The organism is Achromobacter sp. 18P8.1.1 (assembly GCF_057799415.1).
In genome coordinates this window covers 55439-71552 of record NZ_JBYOKH010000028.1, presented here as the reverse complement: position 1 = coordinate 71552, position 16114 = coordinate 55439, and the positions used below count along the sequence as shown (strand labels likewise).

The following is a 16114-nucleotide window of genomic DNA, read 5'->3' as shown; positions in this document are numbered from 1 at the left end:
TGCCTGTGTTCGAAATTTTCGGAGTGCCGTCCACGGCGCTGTTCGGCCAGCTGCTGCTTGGCCTGATCAACGGTTCTTTCTACGCCTTGCTCTCGATCGGCCTGGCGGTGATTTTCGGCCTGTTGAACATCATCAACTTCGCCCATGGCGCGCAGTACACGGCGGGCGCGTTCCTGGCCTGGATGCTGTTGAACTACCTGGGCGTGAACTACTGGGCGGCGCTTGTGCTGGTGCCGCTCATCATGGCGGTGTTTGCCATCGTGACGGAGCGCTTGCTGATCTCGCGCACCTATCGCATGGACCATCTGTACGGGCTGCTGCTCACCTTCGGCATTGCGTTGCTGATCGAAGGCGGCCTGCGCCAGGCCTATGGCGTGTCGGGGCTGCCCTACACCATCCCCAAGGCGCTGACCGGGGGCGTCAACCTGGGCTTCATGTTCCTGCCCTGGTACCGCGGCTGGGCCGTGGCGGTGTCGCTGGTGCTGTGCCTGGCCGTGTGGGTGCTGATCGAGAAGACGCGAGTGGGCGCGATGCTGCGCGCGGCGACGGAAAACCCGACGATCGTGCGTTCGTTCGGCATCAACGTGCCGCTGCTGATCACACTGACCTATGCGCTGGGCGTCGCGCTGGCGTCGGTGGCGGGCGTGATCGCAGCGCCCATCTATCAGGTCAGTCCGATGATGGGATCGAATCTGGTGGTGGTCGTGTTCGCGGTGGTGGTGATCGGCGGCATGGGCTCCATCATGGGCGCCATCGTCAGCGGTTTCGGGCTGGGCATCATCGAAGGCTTGACCAAGGTCTTCTACCCCGAAGCCGCCAACCTGGCGATCTTCATCATCATGGTGCTGGTGCTGCTGTGCAAGCCGGCGGGGCTGTTCGGCAAGCCCCTGCAGGTGCAGAACGTGCTGGCCGCGGAAGCGACGAGGCAACCTGTGCAACTGAGCCGGCGCGCGATGCGCGTGTCGATGGCGGTGCTGGCGGTGGTGGCGTTGATCGCGCCCTGGTTCGTGTATCCCACGTTCCTGATGAAGGTGCTGTGCTTCGCCCTGTTCGCGGCAGCCTTCAACCTGCTGGTGGGCTATGTGGGCCTGCTGTCCTTCGGCCATGCGGCGTTCTTCGGCGCGGCAGCCTATGCCACCGGCATCGTCATGAAGCTGTTCGGCGCCACGCCGGAACTGGGCTTGCTGGCCGGCGTGGTGACGGGCGGCCTGCTGGGCCTGCTGTTCGGCGCCATCGCGATCCGGCGGCAGGGCATCTACTTCGCGATGATCACGCTGGCGCTGTCGCAGCTGGTCTACTTCATCGCGGTGCAAGCAGGATTCACCGGCGGCGAGGACGGGCTGCAAAGCGTGCCGCGCGGCAAGCTCTTCGGCGTCTTCGACCTGAACAGCGTGATGCCGATGTACTACTTCACGCTGGCCGTGTTCGCGCTGGGCTACGCCTTCGTCCTGCGCGTGCTGAATTCCCCGTTCGGCGAAGTCATCCGCTCGGTGCGCGACAACGAACAACGCGCCCGGTCGCTGGGGTATTCCACGTCGCGCTACAAGCTGATCGCGTTCACGCTGTCGGCCTCCGTGGCGGGGTTGGCGGGCGGGCTGAAGGTGCTGGTGTTCGGCGTGGCCTCGCTGACCGACGTGCACTGGCATGCCAACGGCGAAGTCGTGTTGATGGCGCTGCTGGGCGGCATCGGCACGGTATTCGGGCCGCTTGCGGGGGCGCTGACTTTCGTGTCGCTGCAGAACTACCTGGCGCCGCTGGGGTCCTGGGTGCTGATCGTCCAGGGCGCGATCTTTGTCTTGTGCGTGCTGCTGTTGCGAGACGGCATCATGGGATTGGTGTCGCGCGTCTGGCTGGCCGCGACCCGCGTGAAAAAGGAGTCCTGATGTTCCTGCATGTCGTGATGTTGCAACTGTCGGCGGCGGCCGATGCGGAATTCCATGGGCGGGTCCAGGCTTACTGCGACCGGGTCCTGGCGGAATGCGACGGGGTGGCCGGATACGCCTTCCGGCCCAACCAGGCCGCACGCTCTGACGGCCTGACCCACGCGGTCGTGGCCGCCTTTGCGGATGGCGCCGCGCATGATCGCTACCAGGTGTCCCCGGCGCACCAGGAGATGAAGGCCTACATGGCCGATTTCATCGAACGCCTGGTCGTTTTCGATGGGGATATCCCTACGTTTTCCTGAACGCGCAAGGCTCGCGCCTTGCGCCCGGGAAAGCGATAAACTCGCGGATGATTTTCGATATCCGGGCCGCCCCAAGATAAAACTGCCCGCCTCACGTATTTGTCATAGGTTGATCGCTCATGGACTACGTACTACCTCCCCAGCCGCCCGTCGCGGTTCCCGTTGCCGGCAGCGCCGCGCTGTTCCCGGTCCGCCGCGTGTATTGCGTTGGCCGCAATTACGCCGAGCACGCCAAGGAAATGGGTTTCACCGGCCGCGAAGACCCGTTCTTCTTCTGCAAGCCGGCTGATGCCGTGCTGAGCGTGGCCGATGGCGAAACCGGCAAGATGGCCTATCCGCCCAAGACCTCCAACCTGCACTACGAGATGGAACTGGTCGTGGTGCTGGGGAAGGGCGGCCGCAATATTCCGGTCGAAGAAGCCAATGAATGCGTGTGGGGCTATGCGTTGGGCCTGGACATGACCCGCCGCGACCTGCAAGGCGAAATGAAGAAGCAGGGCCGCCCCTGGGAAATCGGAAAGGCCTTCGACGCGTCCGCCCCGATGGGCCCGATCCACCCGCGCAGCGTCGTGGGCACGCTGGACAAGGGCGCGATCTGGCTGGACGTGAACGGCCAGCGCAAGCAGTCCAGCGACATTTCGCAGATGCTGTGGAACATCCCCGAAAGCATCTCGTACCTGTCGGGCCTGTTCGAACTGCAGCCGGGCGACATCATCTTCACCGGCACCCCGGAAGGCGTGGGCGCGGTCGTGCAAGGCGATGTGATCACCGGCGGCGTGGAAGGCCTGGGCGAACTGCGCGTGCAGATCGCCTGATTCCGGCACCGCCTCTTTCTATTGTTCAGGAGTTCCAGCATGCGCGGCAAGATCGTGCTGACCGCCTTTGTCGTGTTCGGATTCGTGCTCGCCGGTTGCAATACCGTCGCGGGCATGGGTCGTGACATGTCCCGGGCCGGCAACGCCATCACCAACGCCGCCGACAAGTAATCGTCGGCGTCGTTGCCACGGCAAAAAAAAGCCCCTTGATGACTCAAGGGGCTTTTTTCATGCCGGTAGCGCGGATGCCCTACAGCACATCCCCCGCGTAGTCGGCCAGGCGGGAACGTTCGCCGCGCTGCAGCGTGACGTGCCCCGAATGCGGCCAGCCCTTGAAGCGGTCGACGACGAACGTCAGGCCCGAACTGCCTTCGGTCAGATACGGCGTATCGATCTGGGCGACGTTGCCCAGGCAGATCACCTTGGTGCCAGGGCCCGCGCGGGTCACCAGCGTTTTCATCTGCTTGGGCGTCAGGTTCTGCGCTTCGTCGATGATCAGGTACTTGTTCAGGAACGTGCGGCCGCGCATGAAGTTCAGCGACTTCACCTTGATGCGCGAACGGATCAGGTCCATGGTGGCGGCGCGCCCCCAGTCCCCGTTGCCCTCGCCATCGCCCATGTTGAGCACATCCAGGTTGTCTTCCAGCGCGCCCATCCACGGCAGCATCTTCTCTTCTTCCGTGCCGGGCAGGAAACCGATGTCTTCACCGACGGGCACCGTGACGCGGGTCATGATGATTTCGGTGTAGCGCTTGGTCTCCAGCACCTGCGTGATGCCTGCCGCCAACGCCAGCAGCGTCTTGCCGGTACCCGCCTGGCCCAGCAGCGACACGAAGTCGCATTCCGGGTTCATCAGCAGGTTCATGGCGAAGTTCTGTTCGCGGTTGCGCGCCGTGATGCCCCAGACGTTGTTCTTGCCGTGGGTGTAGTCGCGCAGGGTGGCCAGCACCGCCATCTTGCCGCTGACTTCGCGCACTTGCGCGTACAGCGGCATCTGGCCTTCGAAGTAGACGAACTGGTTGACGACGAACTGCGAACACAGCGGGCCGTGGATACGGTAGAAGGTGGTGCCGCCTTGCTGCCAGGACTCGACGTCTTTGCCGTGCTTGTTCCAGAAATCTTCGGGCAACTGCATCACGCCCGAATACATCAGGTCCGAGTCTTCCAGGACGTGGTCGTTGAAGTAGTCTTCGGCGGCCATGCCCAGCGCGCGCGCCTTCAAGCGCATGTTGATGTCTTTGGACACCAGCACGACTTCGCGCTGCGGGTACTTTTCCTGCAGAGCCCGGACGACGCCCAGAATCTGGTTGTCGGCCTTGCCCATCGGCAGGTCGGAGGGCAGGGTGCTGTGGATGGCGGTCGTCTGGAACAACAGGCGACCGGTGGCGTCCTTGTTGCCCAGCTTGGTCAGCTCCAGCCCTTCGTCCAGCTGGGTGGTGTCTTGCACCAGCGCATCCAGAGAGCGGCTGACCTGGCGCGCGTTGCGCGCCACTTCCGACATGCCCTTTTTCTGGTGGTCCAGTTCTTCCAGCGTCATCATCGGCAGGAAGATGTCGTGCTCTTCGAACCGGAACAGCGAGCTGGGATCGTGCAGCAGGACGTTGGTGTCCAGCACGAACAGCTTGCGCGGCTCGTTCTGGGCGCGCGGCTTGGCGCGCTTGGAGGCCGTCTGGGCGGGTTTGGCCGCACGCGCTTCCGTGCGGGCGGGGGTGGCGGCAGGAGGTGGCGGCGGCACCTGGCGGGTCGGCGCGGGAATCTGCGCCTTGCGTGCCGGAGACGCCATGCCGTCGAGTTCAGGCTGGACGAGCAGCTCGTCCTCGTCGTCCTCGGCAAGTACGGCTTGGGTGTTGGACCGCGCAGCGGCAGTCTTGGTGGTGCGGGCCTGCGCCCGGGCGGTTTCGCCCGAGGGGAAGGTCAGGATGGCTGCGGGGCGGGTAGGCAACTTCGGAAGCGGCATATGCGTCACTCTCCAGTGTGGGCCGGCTATAGCGCCTGACGGGTGTTCCTGTACGGCTAACCGATACTTTTTGCGGCCTGCAGGACTTCCTTGGCGTGGCCCGGGACCTTCACCCCGCGCCACTCCTGCACCAGCACGCCATAGGCATCGATCAAAAAGGTGCTGCGCTCAATGCCTCGCACCTGCTTGCCATACATATTCTTCTGCTTGATGACGCCGAACAGGTTGCACACGGTTTCGTCGGCGTCGGAGATGAGGGGGAAAGGAAGTTCGTACTTGGCCTTGAAGTTCTCATGCGATTTCAGCGAATCGCGCGAGATGCCGATGACCACCGCGCTGGCTGCCAGGAATTCGGCGTTCAGGTCGCGGAAGTCCTGGCTTTCGGTCGTGCAGCCAGGGGTGTTGTCCTTGGGGTAGAAGTACAGGATGACGGCACGGCCCTGGCATTGTTCAAGGCTGATCGGACCAATGGTGCTTTCAGCGGTGAACTGCGGGGCGGGCTTGCCGATACTGGGCGTCATTTCTGGGATTCTCCATTGGGAGGGATGAGGGCGACCACGACGCGGCGGCCCTCAGCCATCAGGATGTTGTAGGTGCGGGAGGCGGCGTGCGTGTCCATGATCTCGACGCCGATGCCCATGGCCAACAGGGGACGCAACACTTCGGGGCGCAGGAATTGCTGGCGGGCGCCTGTGCCGACCAGCAGCACCTCGGGCGCATTGGCCGGGCGGCTGGGGGCGGCTTCCGGTTCGTCCAGGAATGCCATGGGATCGCGGACGGGCTCGGTCAAGCCGGCCGCCTGGTGCAACAGGGGGGAGGTAATGTCGGCCGGCGACTCAACGGGCCATTCGGTCACTTCGCCTTCGGGGCCAAAGGCCACCGAGGAGGAAAAACGTACCTGGTTGACCTCGATATAACCCTCACCGTAAGCGGTGACGGTGTTCAGAGCGGCCGTCGCAGGATCGGTATGCAGCTTCAATAAAAACTCCGGCTTTGTGGCTTGATAATAGCGCATCAGGATGTACAGATGTTGCTCTGTATCCACTCGGGAAATGGGGGTTTTTCCGCCCCATTTGCCGCCTAGCCGCGCTTGCGCTAGATTACAGGGTTTTGTTGCGCTGCAAACGTGTGCTGGCGCGGCTTTGAGCCGCTTTCCCCTACGCGCGGCCGCGCCCCGGTTTTTGCCTTTCGTCCCTTAAGGATTCCCATCATGAGGAAATTCTCCCGCATCGAGCGTTTGCCCCCGTATGTTTTCAACATCACCGGCGAACTCAAGATGGCGGCGCGTCGACGGGGCGAAGACATCATCGACATGTCGATGGGCAATCCGGACGGCGCGACCCCCCAGCACATCGTCGAAAAGATGGTGGAAGCCACCTCGCGCCCGACCACCCACGGCTACTCGGTGTCCAAGGGCATCCCGCGCCTGCGCAAGGCCATCTGCGACTGGTATCAGCGCCGCTACGCAGTCGAGTTCGACCCGGATTCCGAAGCCATCGTCACCATCGGGTCCAAGGAAGGCCTGGCCCACCTGATGCTGGCCACGCTGGACCGCGGCGACACGGTGCTGGTGCCCAACCCCAGCTACCCGATCCACATCTATGGCGCCGTCATCGCCGGCGCCAACATCCGGTCCGTGCGCATGACGCCGGGCGTGGATTTCTTCGAGGAACTGGAACGCGCGGTGCGCGAGTCCATCCCGAAGCCTAAAATGATGGTGCTGGGCTTTCCCAGCAACCCGACCGCCCAGTGCGTGGACCTGTCGTTCTTCGAACGCGTGGTGACGCTGGCCAAGGAACACGACATCCTCGTCGTGCATGACCTGGCCTACGCCGACATCACCTTCGACGGCTACGTGGCGCCTTCCATCATGCAAGTGCCCGGCGCGCGCGATGTCGCCGTCGAGTTCTTCACGATGAGCAAAAGCTACAACATGGCCGGCTGGCGCATCGGCTACATGGTCGGCAACCGCGAACTGGTCAACGCGCTCGCGCGCATCAAGAGCTATCACGACTACGGTACGTTCACGCCGATCCAGGTGGCGTCCATCGCCGCCCTGGACGGCCCGCAGGACTGCGTGAACGAGATCGTGGCCCAGTACCAAAGCCGCCGCGACGTGCTCGTGCGCGGTCTGCATGAAGCAGGTTGGAATGTGGAGATTCCCAAGGCGTCCATGTATATCTGGGCGCAGATCCCCGAGCCCTACAGGGCGATGGGCTCTTTGGAATTTGCCAAGCGTGTCCTGTCGGATGCGAAAGTGGCCGTGTCCCCCGGGATCGGCTTCGGCGAGTATGGCGACGACTACGTCCGCTTCGCTCTTATCGAAAACGAGCAGCGCACCCGGCAGGCGGTGCGAGGCATCAAAGAGATGTTCCGCAAGGACGGCTTGCTGAAATGATGGGAGCCCACCCCCGCAGCGCTGCGCGCTTCCCCCTCAAGGGGGCATGCCTGCGGACCGGCGGAGCCGGAGCCGCGGCATCCCGATAGGGCAGCAACTGTTTTTGCGTCACCGGTGCTGTACAGCATCGCACAGCAATTTGGAGAACTGAAATGAATTCCCCTCAACGCCCGCCCGCAGATGGCGGCGCGATGAATCCCATGAAGGTGGGCCTGCTCGGTCTGGGCGTAGTCGGTGGCGGCACGTGGACCGTGCTGTCTCGCAACGCCGAGGAAATCGCGCGCCGCGCCGGCCGCCGCATTGAAGTCACGCGCGCCGCCGTGCGCGATGTGGTCAAGGCCCGCGCCCGCGTGGGTGACTCGATCAAGGTCGATACCGATGTGCACGCGCTGGTGCGCGATCCCGAAATCGACATCGTCGTCGAACTGATCGGCGGCGACACGCTGGCGCTGGAACTGGTGATGGAAGCCATCGCCAACGGCAAGCACGTCGTCACCGCGAACAAGGCGCTGCTGGCCAAGCACGGCAACGAGATCTTCGCCGCCGCCTACGAGCGCGGCGTGATGGTCACCTTCGAAGCGGCAGTCGCCGGCGGCATCCCCATCATCAAGGCGATCCGCGAAGGCCTGACCGCCAACCGCATCCAGTGGGTGGCCGGCATCATCAACGGCACCACCAACTTCATCCTGTCGGAAATGCGTTCGCGCGGCCTGCCGTTCGCCGACGTGCTGGCCGAGGCCCAACGCCTGGGCTACGCCGAAGCCGACCCCACGTTCGACGTGGAAGGCGTGGACGCCGCGCACAAGCTGACCTTGCTGGCCTCGCTGGCCTTCGGCGTGCCGGTGCAGTTCGACCGCGCCTACATCGAAGGCATTTCGCAGCTGGCCGCTGAAGACATCGAGCACGCCGAACGCCTGGGCTACCGCATCAAGTTGCTGGGCATCACCAAGCGCCGTCCCGACGGCATCGAACTGCGCGTGCATCCGGCGCTGGTGCCGTCCGAGCGCCTCCTGGCCAATGTCGAAGGCGCGATGAACGCCGTGCTGGTCAAGGGCGACGCCGTCGGCCCCACGCTGTACTACGGCCAGGGCGCGGGCGAAGAGCCCACCGCGTCGGCCGTCGTGGCCGATCTGGTGGACGTCACCCGCCTGCACACCGCCGACCCGGGCAACCGCGTTCCGCACCTGGCCTTCCAGCCGGATGCCATGTCCGACACGCCGATCCTGCCGATCGAACTCGTCAGCACGTCGTACTACCTGCGCTTGCGGGTGGACGACCAGCCCGGCGTGCTGGCGGACATCGCCCGCATCCTGGCCGACCGCTCCATCTCGATCGGGTCGATGATCCAGCAGCCGTCGCACATCGGCGGCGCGGACATCATCTTCCTGACGCACGAAGCCGTGGAAGGCAACGTCAACCAAGCCATCGAGCGCATCGAGTCCTTGCCGTTCGTGCGGTCCAAGGTCACGCGATTGCGCGTGGAGAACTTGACATGAAATACCTCTCTACTCGTGGCGGCATGAATCCCCAGGGGTTCTCCGACATCCTGCTGGAAGGCCTGGCGCCCGACGGCGGGCTGGCCATGCCGGAACAACTGCCCCAGGTGTCCGAGCAGACGCTCGAATCCTGGCGCGGCCTGTCCTACGCGGACCTCGCCTTCGAAGTGCTGTCGCTGTTCGCCACCGACATCCCGGCGGACGACCTGCGCCGCCTGACTCGCGCGGCCTACACGCAAGAGATCTTCAACAGCGAAGACATCGTCCCGCTGCGTCCGCTGGACGGCGGCCTGTCGCTGCTGGGCCTGTCCGAAGGACCGACGCTGGCCTTCAAGGACATGGCCATGCAGTTCCTGGGCCAGGTCTTCGAATACGTGCTGGCCAAGCGCGGCACCACGCTGAACATCGTGGGCGCCACGTCCGGCGACACGGGCTCGGCGGCCGAGTACGCGCTGCGCGGCAAGCAGGGCGTGGCCGTCTTCATGCTGTCGCCGCATGGCCGCATGAGTGCTTTCCAGCGCGCGCAGATGTATTCGCTGCAAGACGAGAACATCCACAACATCGCCGTGCGCGGCGTGTTCGATGAAGCCCAGGACATCGTCAAGGCCCTGGCCGGCGATCTGGCGTTCAAGACGAAGTACCGCCTGGGCGCCGTGAACTCCATCAACTGGGCGCGCATCGCCGCCCAGGTGGTGTACTACTTCCACGGCTGGTTGCGCGCAACCGACAAGCCGGGCCAGCAGGTGTCGTTCGCCGTGCCCTCGGGCAACTTCGGCAACATCCTGTCGGGCCATATCGCGCGCAGCATGGGCTTGCCGGTGCGCCGCCTGGTCCTGGCCACGAACGAGAACAACGTGCTGGAAGAATTCTTCCGCACGGGCATCTACCGTCCGCGTCCGGCCGAACAGACCTACGCCACGTCCAGCCCGTCGATGGACATTTCGCGCGCATCCAACTTCGAACGCTTCGTGTTCGAGCTGGTGGGCCGCGATCCGGCCCGCGTGAAGGCCTTGTGGACGTCGTTGGCCAAGGACGGCTCGTTCGACCTGTCCGACCTGAAACCGCAGTTCGAATCGCGCTATGGCTTCGTATCGGGCGCCAGCTCGCACGAAGACCGCCTGGCGACCATCCGTTCGGTCTACGAAGGGACCGGCGTGCTGGTCGACCCGCATACGGCCGATGGCGTGAAGGTCGCGCGCGAATTCATCGAACCGGGCGTGCCGATGCTGGTCCTGGAAACCGCCTTGCCGGCGAAGTTCTCCGAAACCATCGAAGAGGCGCTGGGCCGTCCTGCCACGCCTCCGGGCAACCTCGCCAATCTGGAATCGCTGCCGCAACGCGTGGAAGTCATGGATTGCAGCGTCGCCGCCGTCCGCCATTTCATTGAGGCGAACGCCAAGGTGTAACCGCTTGCGGTTTATGTAAGCGCAAAACCCCTCGAAGGCCTGGCCTCGAGGGGTTTTTTTACGATGTGGGATGGGTGTATTACGTTCTTATGCATTTTGACCACAACCCGACACGGATTTGGGGCCAGGTTACCGATACAGTGAATCCACCTAATCACACTTGGAGAACACGCCCATGAACCTGAAGACCATGACGTTGGCCCTGGTGGTGACCGGAGTTGGGGTGCTGGCCGGATGCTCGTCGCCCTCGGTCATTCAGAATCGGGACGGAAGCTCGACCGTGACGCCCGACACGCCGTCTTACGACAAGAAGTCCGGCATGTATGAATACGACAAGGACGGCAAGAAGGTCCAGGTCAACAAGGACGACGTGAAGTCCATCGAAGAGGTCAAGTGATCCCCACTGCGCGTCTCGCGCAATGAAAAAAGCCCCTTGAGAAATCAAGGGGCTTTTGCTTTGCGGGAAAGATTTACTTCGCCGCTTCTTCCGCGTGGTAACGGCCCACGCGGTCGACTTCGTTCTTCGATCCCAGGATCACGCTGACGCGCTGGTGCAGCGTGTCGGGCTGGATTTCCATAATGCGCTGGGCGCCGTTGATCGATGCGCCGCCGGCCTGTTCAATCAGGAAGCTCATGGGGTTGGCTTCATACATTAGACGCAGCTTGCCGGCCTTGCCCGGTTCGCGGGCATCCCAGGGGTACATGAAGATGCCGCCGCGGGTCAGGATGCGATGCACGTCCGCCACCATCGAGGCGATCCAGCGCATGTTGTAGTCCTTGCCCAGCGGGCCGGTGGAACCGGCCAGGCAGTCGTCGACGTAGCGCTTGACCGGGGGAGCCCAGTGGCGCATGTTCGACATGTTGATCGCGAATTCCTTGGTGTCTTCCGGCACCTGGATGTTGTCGTGTGTCAGCACCCACGAGCCCATCTCACGGTCAAGCGTAAAGCCCACCACGCCCTTGCCGATGGTCAGCACCAGCATGGTCTGCGGCCCGTAGACGGCGTAGCCGGCCACGACCTGCTTGTCGCCCGGCTGCAGGAAGTCCTGCTCGCAGACGGGAGCGCCCGACACGTTGTGGGGGGCGTGCAGCACCGAGAAGATCGTGCCGATGGACACGTTGACGTCGATGTTCGACGAGCCGTCCAGGGGATCGAACAGCAGCAGGTATTCGCCCTTGGGGTAGCGGTTCGGAATCAGGTGGATGGTTTCCATCTCTTCCGAGGCCATGGCCGCCAGGTGGCCGCCCCATTCGTTGGCTTCCAGCAGGATCTCGTTGGACAGCACGTCCAGCTTCTTCTGCACTTCGCCTTGGACGTTCTCGCTTTCCAGGCTGCCCAGGACGCCGCCCAAGGCGCCCTTGCTGACGGCATGGCTGATGGCCTTGCAGGCGCGCGCGACCACTTCGATGAGCAGTCGCACTTCCGGCGCAAGGGCTTGGGCGGAGCGTTGTTGCTCCACCAGGTACTGAGTCAGAGTTTTACGTTTCAAAAAGGTCTCCCTATGCTGCGAATTCTAAAGCCTTGGATACGATCTCCTGCACGTTGCGCGACAGGCCTTCATGTGCGCGCACGCGTTGCAGGGCGGCCTGCATGGGCGTGCGCAGGGCCGGCACGAAGCGCGACCAGTTGTCCAGCGCGCGAGCCAGGCGCGCCGCGATTTCCGGATTCAGCGCGTCAAGCGCCAGCACCTGCTCGGCCCAGAAGGCGTAGCCCGTGCCATCCGGGTGGTGCATGCCGCGCGCGTTGTTCAGGCAGAACTGGAAAATCAGCGCGCGCGCCCGGTTCGGGGTACGCAAGGTGAACGCCGGATGCGTCATCAGATCGCGCGCGGTCTGTACCGTCGTGGAGCGGGCGGCGGCCTGCAAAGCGAACCACTTGTCCACCACCAGCGGGTTGTCGCGCCACTTGTCGTAGAACGCAGCCAGCGCTTCCTGCGGGAAATCGCCCTGGCCGTAATTGATCAAAGCGGACAGCGCGGCCATGCTGTCGGTCATGTTGCCTGCGCGGTCGTACTGCTGTTCCGCCAGGCGCTGGGCGTCATGCTCGCCCGCGGCCAGCAGATGGCTCAGCGCCAGGTTCTTCAGCGCGCGCATGCCAGCCGGCACCGGGGCCGGGCTGTACTCGCCCGGCGTCTGGTTCTGCTCGAAGGCCTGACGGAATTCTGCGGCAAGCTGGCGGCCGAGTTCGGCGCGCAGGAAGTCGCGCGCCACGGCCAGTGCGGGCGGATCCACGGCCTGCATGCGCTCGGCCAAGGTCTTTTCCGAGGGCAGCGCCAGCGCGCGGGCGCGGTAGGCGGCGTCGATCGCCGGGTCCGTCAGCTGAGCGCGCCATGCCTCGATGAAGGCGGCGTCGGCGTGCAGCGTGCGGCCCGCCTGGCGGGCTTCGGCCAGCACCAGGATCTGGCGCGTGGCCAGTTCCTGGCCGGCTTCCCAGCGGGCGAACGGGTTGCCGTCGTGCGCGGACAGCAGGGCCAGCTCTTCGTCGGTCCAGTCGTAGTCCACGATGACGGGGGCCGAGAAATCGCGCAGGAGCGAGGGCATGGGCCGTTCGGCGATGTCGTCGAACACCCATTGCTGGCTTTGCGTGGTCAGTTCCAGCAAGGCCGTGTCACGGGTGGCGCCGTCGTGGCGCAAGGGCAGGGGGCTGCCGTCGCGGCTCAGCAGGCCGATCGCGAACGGGATATGGTAGGGCGCCTTGACGTAGTCGGCGCCGGCCTTCTTTTCGACGCCCACCGGTTGGCAGTCCTGGGTCAGCGTGACTGTGCAGCGGCGCGTGGCGGCGTCGTGCTCCAGCTTGACGGTCACGCGCGGCGTGCCCGCCTGGCGATACCAGCGGCGGAACACCGACAGGTCGCGGCCCGGGTGCTGGCGCACGTAGACCGATTCCATGGCGGCGACGAAGTCGTCGCAGGTCACCGCCTGGCCGTCGTGGCGGCGGAAGTATTCGTCCATGCCGGCGCGGAAACCTTCCTCGCCCAGCAAGGTGTGCTGCATGCGGATGACTTCGGCGCCTTTCTCGTACACGGTGGCCGTATAGAAGTTGCCGATTTCCTGGTAGCTCTCGGGGCGGATGGGGTGGGCCATCGGGCCGGCGTCTTCCGGGAACTGGGCGGCGCGCAGCGCCACCACGTCGTCGATGCGCTTGACCGCGCGCGCGCTGGCGGCCGCCGTCGCGTCCATGCCGTGCGCCATCATATCGGCGCTGAATTCCTGGTCGCGGAAGACCGTCAGGCCTTCTTTCAGGCTCAGCTGGAACCAGTCGCGGCACGTCACGCGGTTGCCGGTCCAGTTGTGGAAGTATTCGTGCCCGATGACGGACTCGATGCCTTCATAGTTGGCGTCCGTAGCGGTGTCTGCGTCGGCCAGCACGTAGGCGGCGTTGAAGATGTTCAGGCCCTTGTTCTCCATCGCGCCCATATTGAAGTCATGGACGGCGACGATCATGAAGCGGTCCAGATCCAATTCCAGGCCGAAGCGGGTTTCGTCCCAGCGCAGCGCGCGTACCAGCGAATCCAGCGCCCATTCCGTCTTGGTTTCCGACCCCGGATCGCTGTAGACCTGCAGCAGCACATCGCGGCCGCTGGCTGTCTTGACCGTGGTCTCGCGGTGCGTCAGGTTGCCGGCCACCAGTGCGAACAAGTAGCAGGGCTTGGGGAACGGGTCTTCCCATTCGACCTCGTTGCGGCCGTCCGGCAACTGGCGCGACGCCATCAGGTTGCCGTTGGACAGCAGCACCGGGTACTGCGGCGCCGCGCGCAGCGTCACGCGATAGCGGGACATGACGTCGGGGCGGTCGGCGAACCACGTGATGCGGCGAAAGCCCTCGGCTTCGCACTGCGTGAAGAAATTCCCGCCCGACACGTACAGGCCCATCAGCGTGGAATTGGCAGACGGCTTGCAGCGGCTGACGATCTCGACCGTGGCGTCGGCCGGCAGGCCGTAGATCGCCAGGCTGTGTTCCGACAGGTGATAACCGTCGGCGGCCAGCGGCGCTCCGTTGACGCCTACCGACACGAGTTCCAGGTCTTCTCCATCCAGGATCAAGGCGGCGTCGGCGCTGGCGCCGGGCTTGCGCTGCACCTGCATGGTGCAACGCACTTCGGTGGCGTCGGGCGCCAGATCGAAGGCCAGGGCGACTTCAGGAATGTCGTACGGGTAGGGCTGGTAGTCCTTGCGATAAACGGTAATGGGCGTGTCGGTGCGCATGGAGTTGCAGTCCTGGTTGAACGAGGGTTCTATTGTAGTAGCTGGCGGCGAACGCAGCCTGGCGCTTGCGGGCTAGGGCAAACTTTTTGCCGTAGGCCCTGTCAAAGCTCAGTATGATGGCGCCGTCGCGCGCTAGAGGAGTCGCAAAATGTCCAGATTGTCCATGTTCAGTGTAGGCCGTTGGGCCGGGTTATTGGCCGTTGCGGGGGTGCTGGCATTGACCGGATGTGCGGCGCCTTCCGTGTCGGCCCGGGTGACGTCATTCCAGCAGTGGCCGACCGGCGTTGAAGGCCAAAGTTATCAGTTTGTCGTGGCTGATCCCAACCAGGCCAATAATCTGGAATACCAGTCTTATCAGGACATGGTGCGCGCCGGCATCGGTGCGACCGGACTGGTCGAGGCCCAACCGGGAGCCAAGGCCCGTTTCGACGTTTCGTTTACCTACGGCACGAGCCAGACGCAGATCATGGTGCGGCGTCCATATGACCCGTACTTCTACGGCGGCTATGGTTACGGCGGCTATTACGGACCTCGTCCGTGGGGGCCTGGCTACGGTTACTGGGGCCCCGACTGGGTCGATGTGCCCATGGCCGTCCAGCGCAATACGCTCAGCTTGAAGATCCGCGATACGCAGCGCAATGGCGCCGAGGTATATCGGTCCAGCGCCTTCATACTGAGCCAGGGCGATGATTTCGTGCGCACGATGCCCTATCTGGTTCGTGCAATATTTGACAATTTTCCCGGAAATAATGGGGCCGAACGCGAAATCGAATTCCCGCTACGCTAAGTCCCGACCGCCTTTCTGGCAGGTTCCTTAAATAAAATCGGCGCACCAGATTGGTGCGCCGATTTTATTTCTTACTGCCGAATAGGTTTTATTCTTTGATAAGAAAACTGTCGCGTGTAGCGCCTGCGGCTTCTTCCGCGGCGAGCCAGCGCGGGGCTTTGCCGCGGCCGCTCCAGGTTTCACCGGTTTGGGGGTGGCGATACTTCGGCGCAACGGCGCGCTTGGCGGCGGTAGCGGGGCGCCCAGCCGCGCCAGCCTTGCGTCGGCCGCCTGCGGCAGCACGCACGGGCTTGCCGGCGCCATAAGCGGCGACGATCTCTTCCGGCGTGATGTCGTATTCACGCATGGACGTGATGATGGACGTGATCACGGGCTTGCGGCGCTTCGTTTGAAGGACTTCCGCCTTCTTTTGAAGCTTGTTGATTTCCTTTTCGATCTTTGCTTGCAGTGCTGCGTATGTTTCTCGGGCCATGGTTTATTCCTGATTATGGAACTGCTTTAATCGCCGGCGAAGTTATGTTTATTTGTTGTGCTTCGCATAATACAGAAGTTGCGGCTTGACTTCTCTATTTTCGGACTAATTACTTTGTATCAAAAGGGCCGGAGAGCCTTTAGGCTGGCGGTTGTCCGCAGGGAACAAGTATTGGGAAGGATATTCTCAAATTTGGGACAACTTGAAACAAATGCTGCTTTGGTACGCTGGGCGGACGAATGGCGGGGGTTAGCCGCATCTTGGAGGGCCTTTGTTTCGCGTAACGGGCAGATCGGGGCGAAGTCCGGGCGAAGCGGGAACGGATTCAAGGCGATGCCGCTGATTTAAAGTCTGAGTTTGCCGTCGGCTTTCAAAGCCTTGAACTGATGCCC

15 protein-coding genes are annotated in these 16114 nt (G+C 63.6%); 9 read left to right on the top strand and 6 right to left on the bottom strand.

What is annotated here, in order from left to right:
• The first annotated feature begins 5 nt into the window (after positions 1-5).
• The 4 genes from AC27VE_RS18510 (at position 6) to AC27VE_RS18495 (ending at position 3171) form a co-directional block, all read left to right on the top strand.
• A complete protein-coding gene (locus tag AC27VE_RS18510; protein ID WP_006224997.1) occupies positions 6-1883 on the top strand; it encodes an ABC transporter permease in 1878 nt (625 codons plus the stop codon).
• Complete coding sequence (locus AC27VE_RS18505; protein WP_006224996.1) at positions 1883-2185, top strand: Dabb family protein; 303 nt, start codon at positions 1883-1885, stop codon at positions 2183-2185. The genes AC27VE_RS18510 and AC27VE_RS18505 overlap by 1 nt, the downstream gene beginning before the upstream one ends.
• Positions 2186-2304: 119 nt before the next feature.
• The gene (locus AC27VE_RS18500) at positions 2305-3000 is read left to right on the top strand and encodes a fumarylacetoacetate hydrolase family protein (protein WP_488704648.1); all 696 of its coding nucleotides are present in this window, start codon (positions 2305-2307) and stop codon (positions 2998-3000) included.
• A gap of 39 nt (positions 3001-3039) precedes the next feature.
• Positions 3040-3171 carry an entericidin A/B family lipoprotein gene (locus AC27VE_RS18495; protein ID WP_006218367.1) on the top strand — a complete coding sequence of 44 codons (132 nt, stop codon included), beginning with the start codon at positions 3040-3042 and terminating at the stop codon, positions 3169-3171.
• Between the two features lie 79 nt (positions 3172-3250).
• Here the strand turns inward: AC27VE_RS18495 and AC27VE_RS18490 are convergent, their stop codons facing one another.
• Genes AC27VE_RS18490 through AC27VE_RS18480 form a run of 3 tightly spaced genes read right to left on the bottom strand, consistent with a single transcriptional unit; the run spans position 3251 to position 5936 of the window.
• Positions 3251-4957, bottom strand: a complete 1707-nt coding sequence (locus AC27VE_RS18490) for a PhoH family protein (RefSeq protein ID WP_488704647.1) — start codon at positions 4955-4957, stop codon at positions 3251-3253.
• Positions 4958-5013: 56 nt separating this feature from the next.
• On the bottom strand, positions 5014-5478 hold the full coding sequence (locus AC27VE_RS18485; protein ID WP_006224993.1) for a peroxiredoxin: 465 nt from the start codon (positions 5476-5478) through the stop codon (positions 5014-5016).
• Positions 5475-5936 (bottom strand): Mth938-like domain-containing protein, encoded by a 462-nt coding sequence (locus AC27VE_RS18480; protein WP_088590664.1) that lies wholly within the window; start codon positions 5934-5936, stop codon positions 5475-5477. The genes AC27VE_RS18485 and AC27VE_RS18480 overlap by 4 nt, the downstream gene beginning before the upstream one ends.
• Before the next feature lie 231 nt (positions 5937-6167).
• On the opposite strand from AC27VE_RS18480, the gene alaC reads away from it, so the two are divergent.
• From alaC to AC27VE_RS18460, 4 genes are all read left to right on the top strand, one after another.
• Entirely contained in the window at positions 6168-7355 is a 1188-nt protein-coding gene (alaC, locus tag AC27VE_RS18475; protein WP_006224991.1) for an alanine transaminase, read from the top strand.
• A 191-nt stretch (positions 7356-7546) separates the two neighbouring features.
• On the top strand, positions 7547-8851 hold the full coding sequence (locus tag AC27VE_RS18470) for a homoserine dehydrogenase (RefSeq protein WP_006224990.1): 1305 nt from the start codon (positions 7547-7549) through the stop codon (positions 8849-8851).
• Entirely contained in the window at positions 8848-10257 is a 1410-nt protein-coding gene (gene thrC, locus AC27VE_RS18465) for a threonine synthase (RefSeq protein ID WP_427958645.1), read from the top strand. The genes AC27VE_RS18470 and thrC overlap by 4 nt, the downstream gene beginning before the upstream one ends.
• Before the next feature lie 175 nt (positions 10258-10432).
• A complete protein-coding gene (locus AC27VE_RS18460) occupies positions 10433-10654 on the top strand; it encodes a YgdI/YgdR family lipoprotein (protein ID WP_054423458.1) in 222 nt (73 codons plus the stop codon).
• 73 nt (positions 10655-10727) lie between these two features.
• Here AC27VE_RS18460 and AC27VE_RS18455 read toward each other — a convergent pair whose 3' ends face one another.
• Positions 10728-11747 carry a class 1 fructose-bisphosphatase gene (locus AC27VE_RS18455; RefSeq protein ID WP_088590593.1) on the bottom strand — a complete coding sequence of 340 codons (1020 nt, stop codon included), beginning with the start codon at positions 11745-11747 and terminating at the stop codon, positions 10728-10730.
• Positions 11748-11757: 10 nt separating this feature from the next.
• Positions 11758-14463, bottom strand: coding sequence for an aminopeptidase N (gene pepN, locus AC27VE_RS18450; protein WP_488704646.1), 2706 nt, complete (start codon positions 14461-14463; stop codon positions 11758-11760).
• A gap of 163 nt (positions 14464-14626) precedes the next feature.
• Here pepN and AC27VE_RS18445 point away from each other — a divergent pair, with 163 nt between their 5' ends.
• Positions 14627-15250, top strand: coding sequence for a DUF4136 domain-containing protein (locus AC27VE_RS18445; RefSeq protein WP_488704654.1), 624 nt, complete (start codon positions 14627-14629; stop codon positions 15248-15250).
• A gap of 88 nt (positions 15251-15338) precedes the next feature.
• Here AC27VE_RS18445 and AC27VE_RS18440 read toward each other — a convergent pair whose 3' ends face one another.
• Positions 15339-15722, bottom strand: a complete 384-nt coding sequence (locus AC27VE_RS18440) for an H-NS histone family protein (RefSeq protein WP_006224984.1) — start codon at positions 15720-15722, stop codon at positions 15339-15341.
• Positions 15723-16114 lie beyond the last annotated feature (392 nt).

What these genes read in the sequence shown, in the direction of transcription:
- AC27VE_RS18505 (WP_006224996.1), top strand. Translation starts at nt 1,883, where the DNA reads ATGTTCCTGCATGTCGTGATGTTGCAACTGTCGGCGGCGGCCGATGCG.
- AC27VE_RS18500 (WP_488704648.1), top strand. Translation starts at nt 2,305, where the DNA reads ATGGACTACGTACTACCTCCCCAGCCGCCCGTCGCGGTTCCCGTTGCC.
- AC27VE_RS18495 (WP_006218367.1), top strand. Translation starts at nt 3,040, where the DNA reads ATGCGCGGCAAGATCGTGCTGACCGCCTTTGTCGTGTTCGGATTCGTG.
- AC27VE_RS18490 (WP_488704647.1), bottom strand. Translation starts at nt 4,957, where the DNA reads ATGCCGCTTCCGAAGTTGCCTACCCGCCCCGCAGCCATCCTGACCTTC.
- AC27VE_RS18485 (WP_006224993.1), bottom strand. Translation starts at nt 5,478, where the DNA reads ATGACGCCCAGTATCGGCAAGCCCGCCCCGCAGTTCACCGCTGAAAGC.
- alaC (WP_006224991.1), top strand. Translation starts at nt 6,168, where the DNA reads ATGAGGAAATTCTCCCGCATCGAGCGTTTGCCCCCGTATGTTTTCAAC.
- AC27VE_RS18470 (WP_006224990.1), top strand. Translation starts at nt 7,547, where the DNA reads ATGAATCCCATGAAGGTGGGCCTGCTCGGTCTGGGCGTAGTCGGTGGC.
- thrC (WP_427958645.1), top strand. Translation starts at nt 8,848, where the DNA reads ATGAAATACCTCTCTACTCGTGGCGGCATGAATCCCCAGGGGTTCTCC.
- AC27VE_RS18460 (WP_054423458.1), top strand. Translation starts at nt 10,433, where the DNA reads ATGAACCTGAAGACCATGACGTTGGCCCTGGTGGTGACCGGAGTTGGG.
- pepN (WP_488704646.1), bottom strand. Translation starts at nt 14,463, where the DNA reads ATGCGCACCGACACGCCCATTACCGTTTATCGCAAGGACTACCAGCCC.
- AC27VE_RS18445 (WP_488704654.1), top strand. Translation starts at nt 14,627, where the DNA reads ATGTTCAGTGTAGGCCGTTGGGCCGGGTTATTGGCCGTTGCGGGGGTG.
- AC27VE_RS18440 (WP_006224984.1), bottom strand. Translation starts at nt 15,722, where the DNA reads ATGGCCCGAGAAACATACGCAGCACTGCAAGCAAAGATCGAAAAGGAA.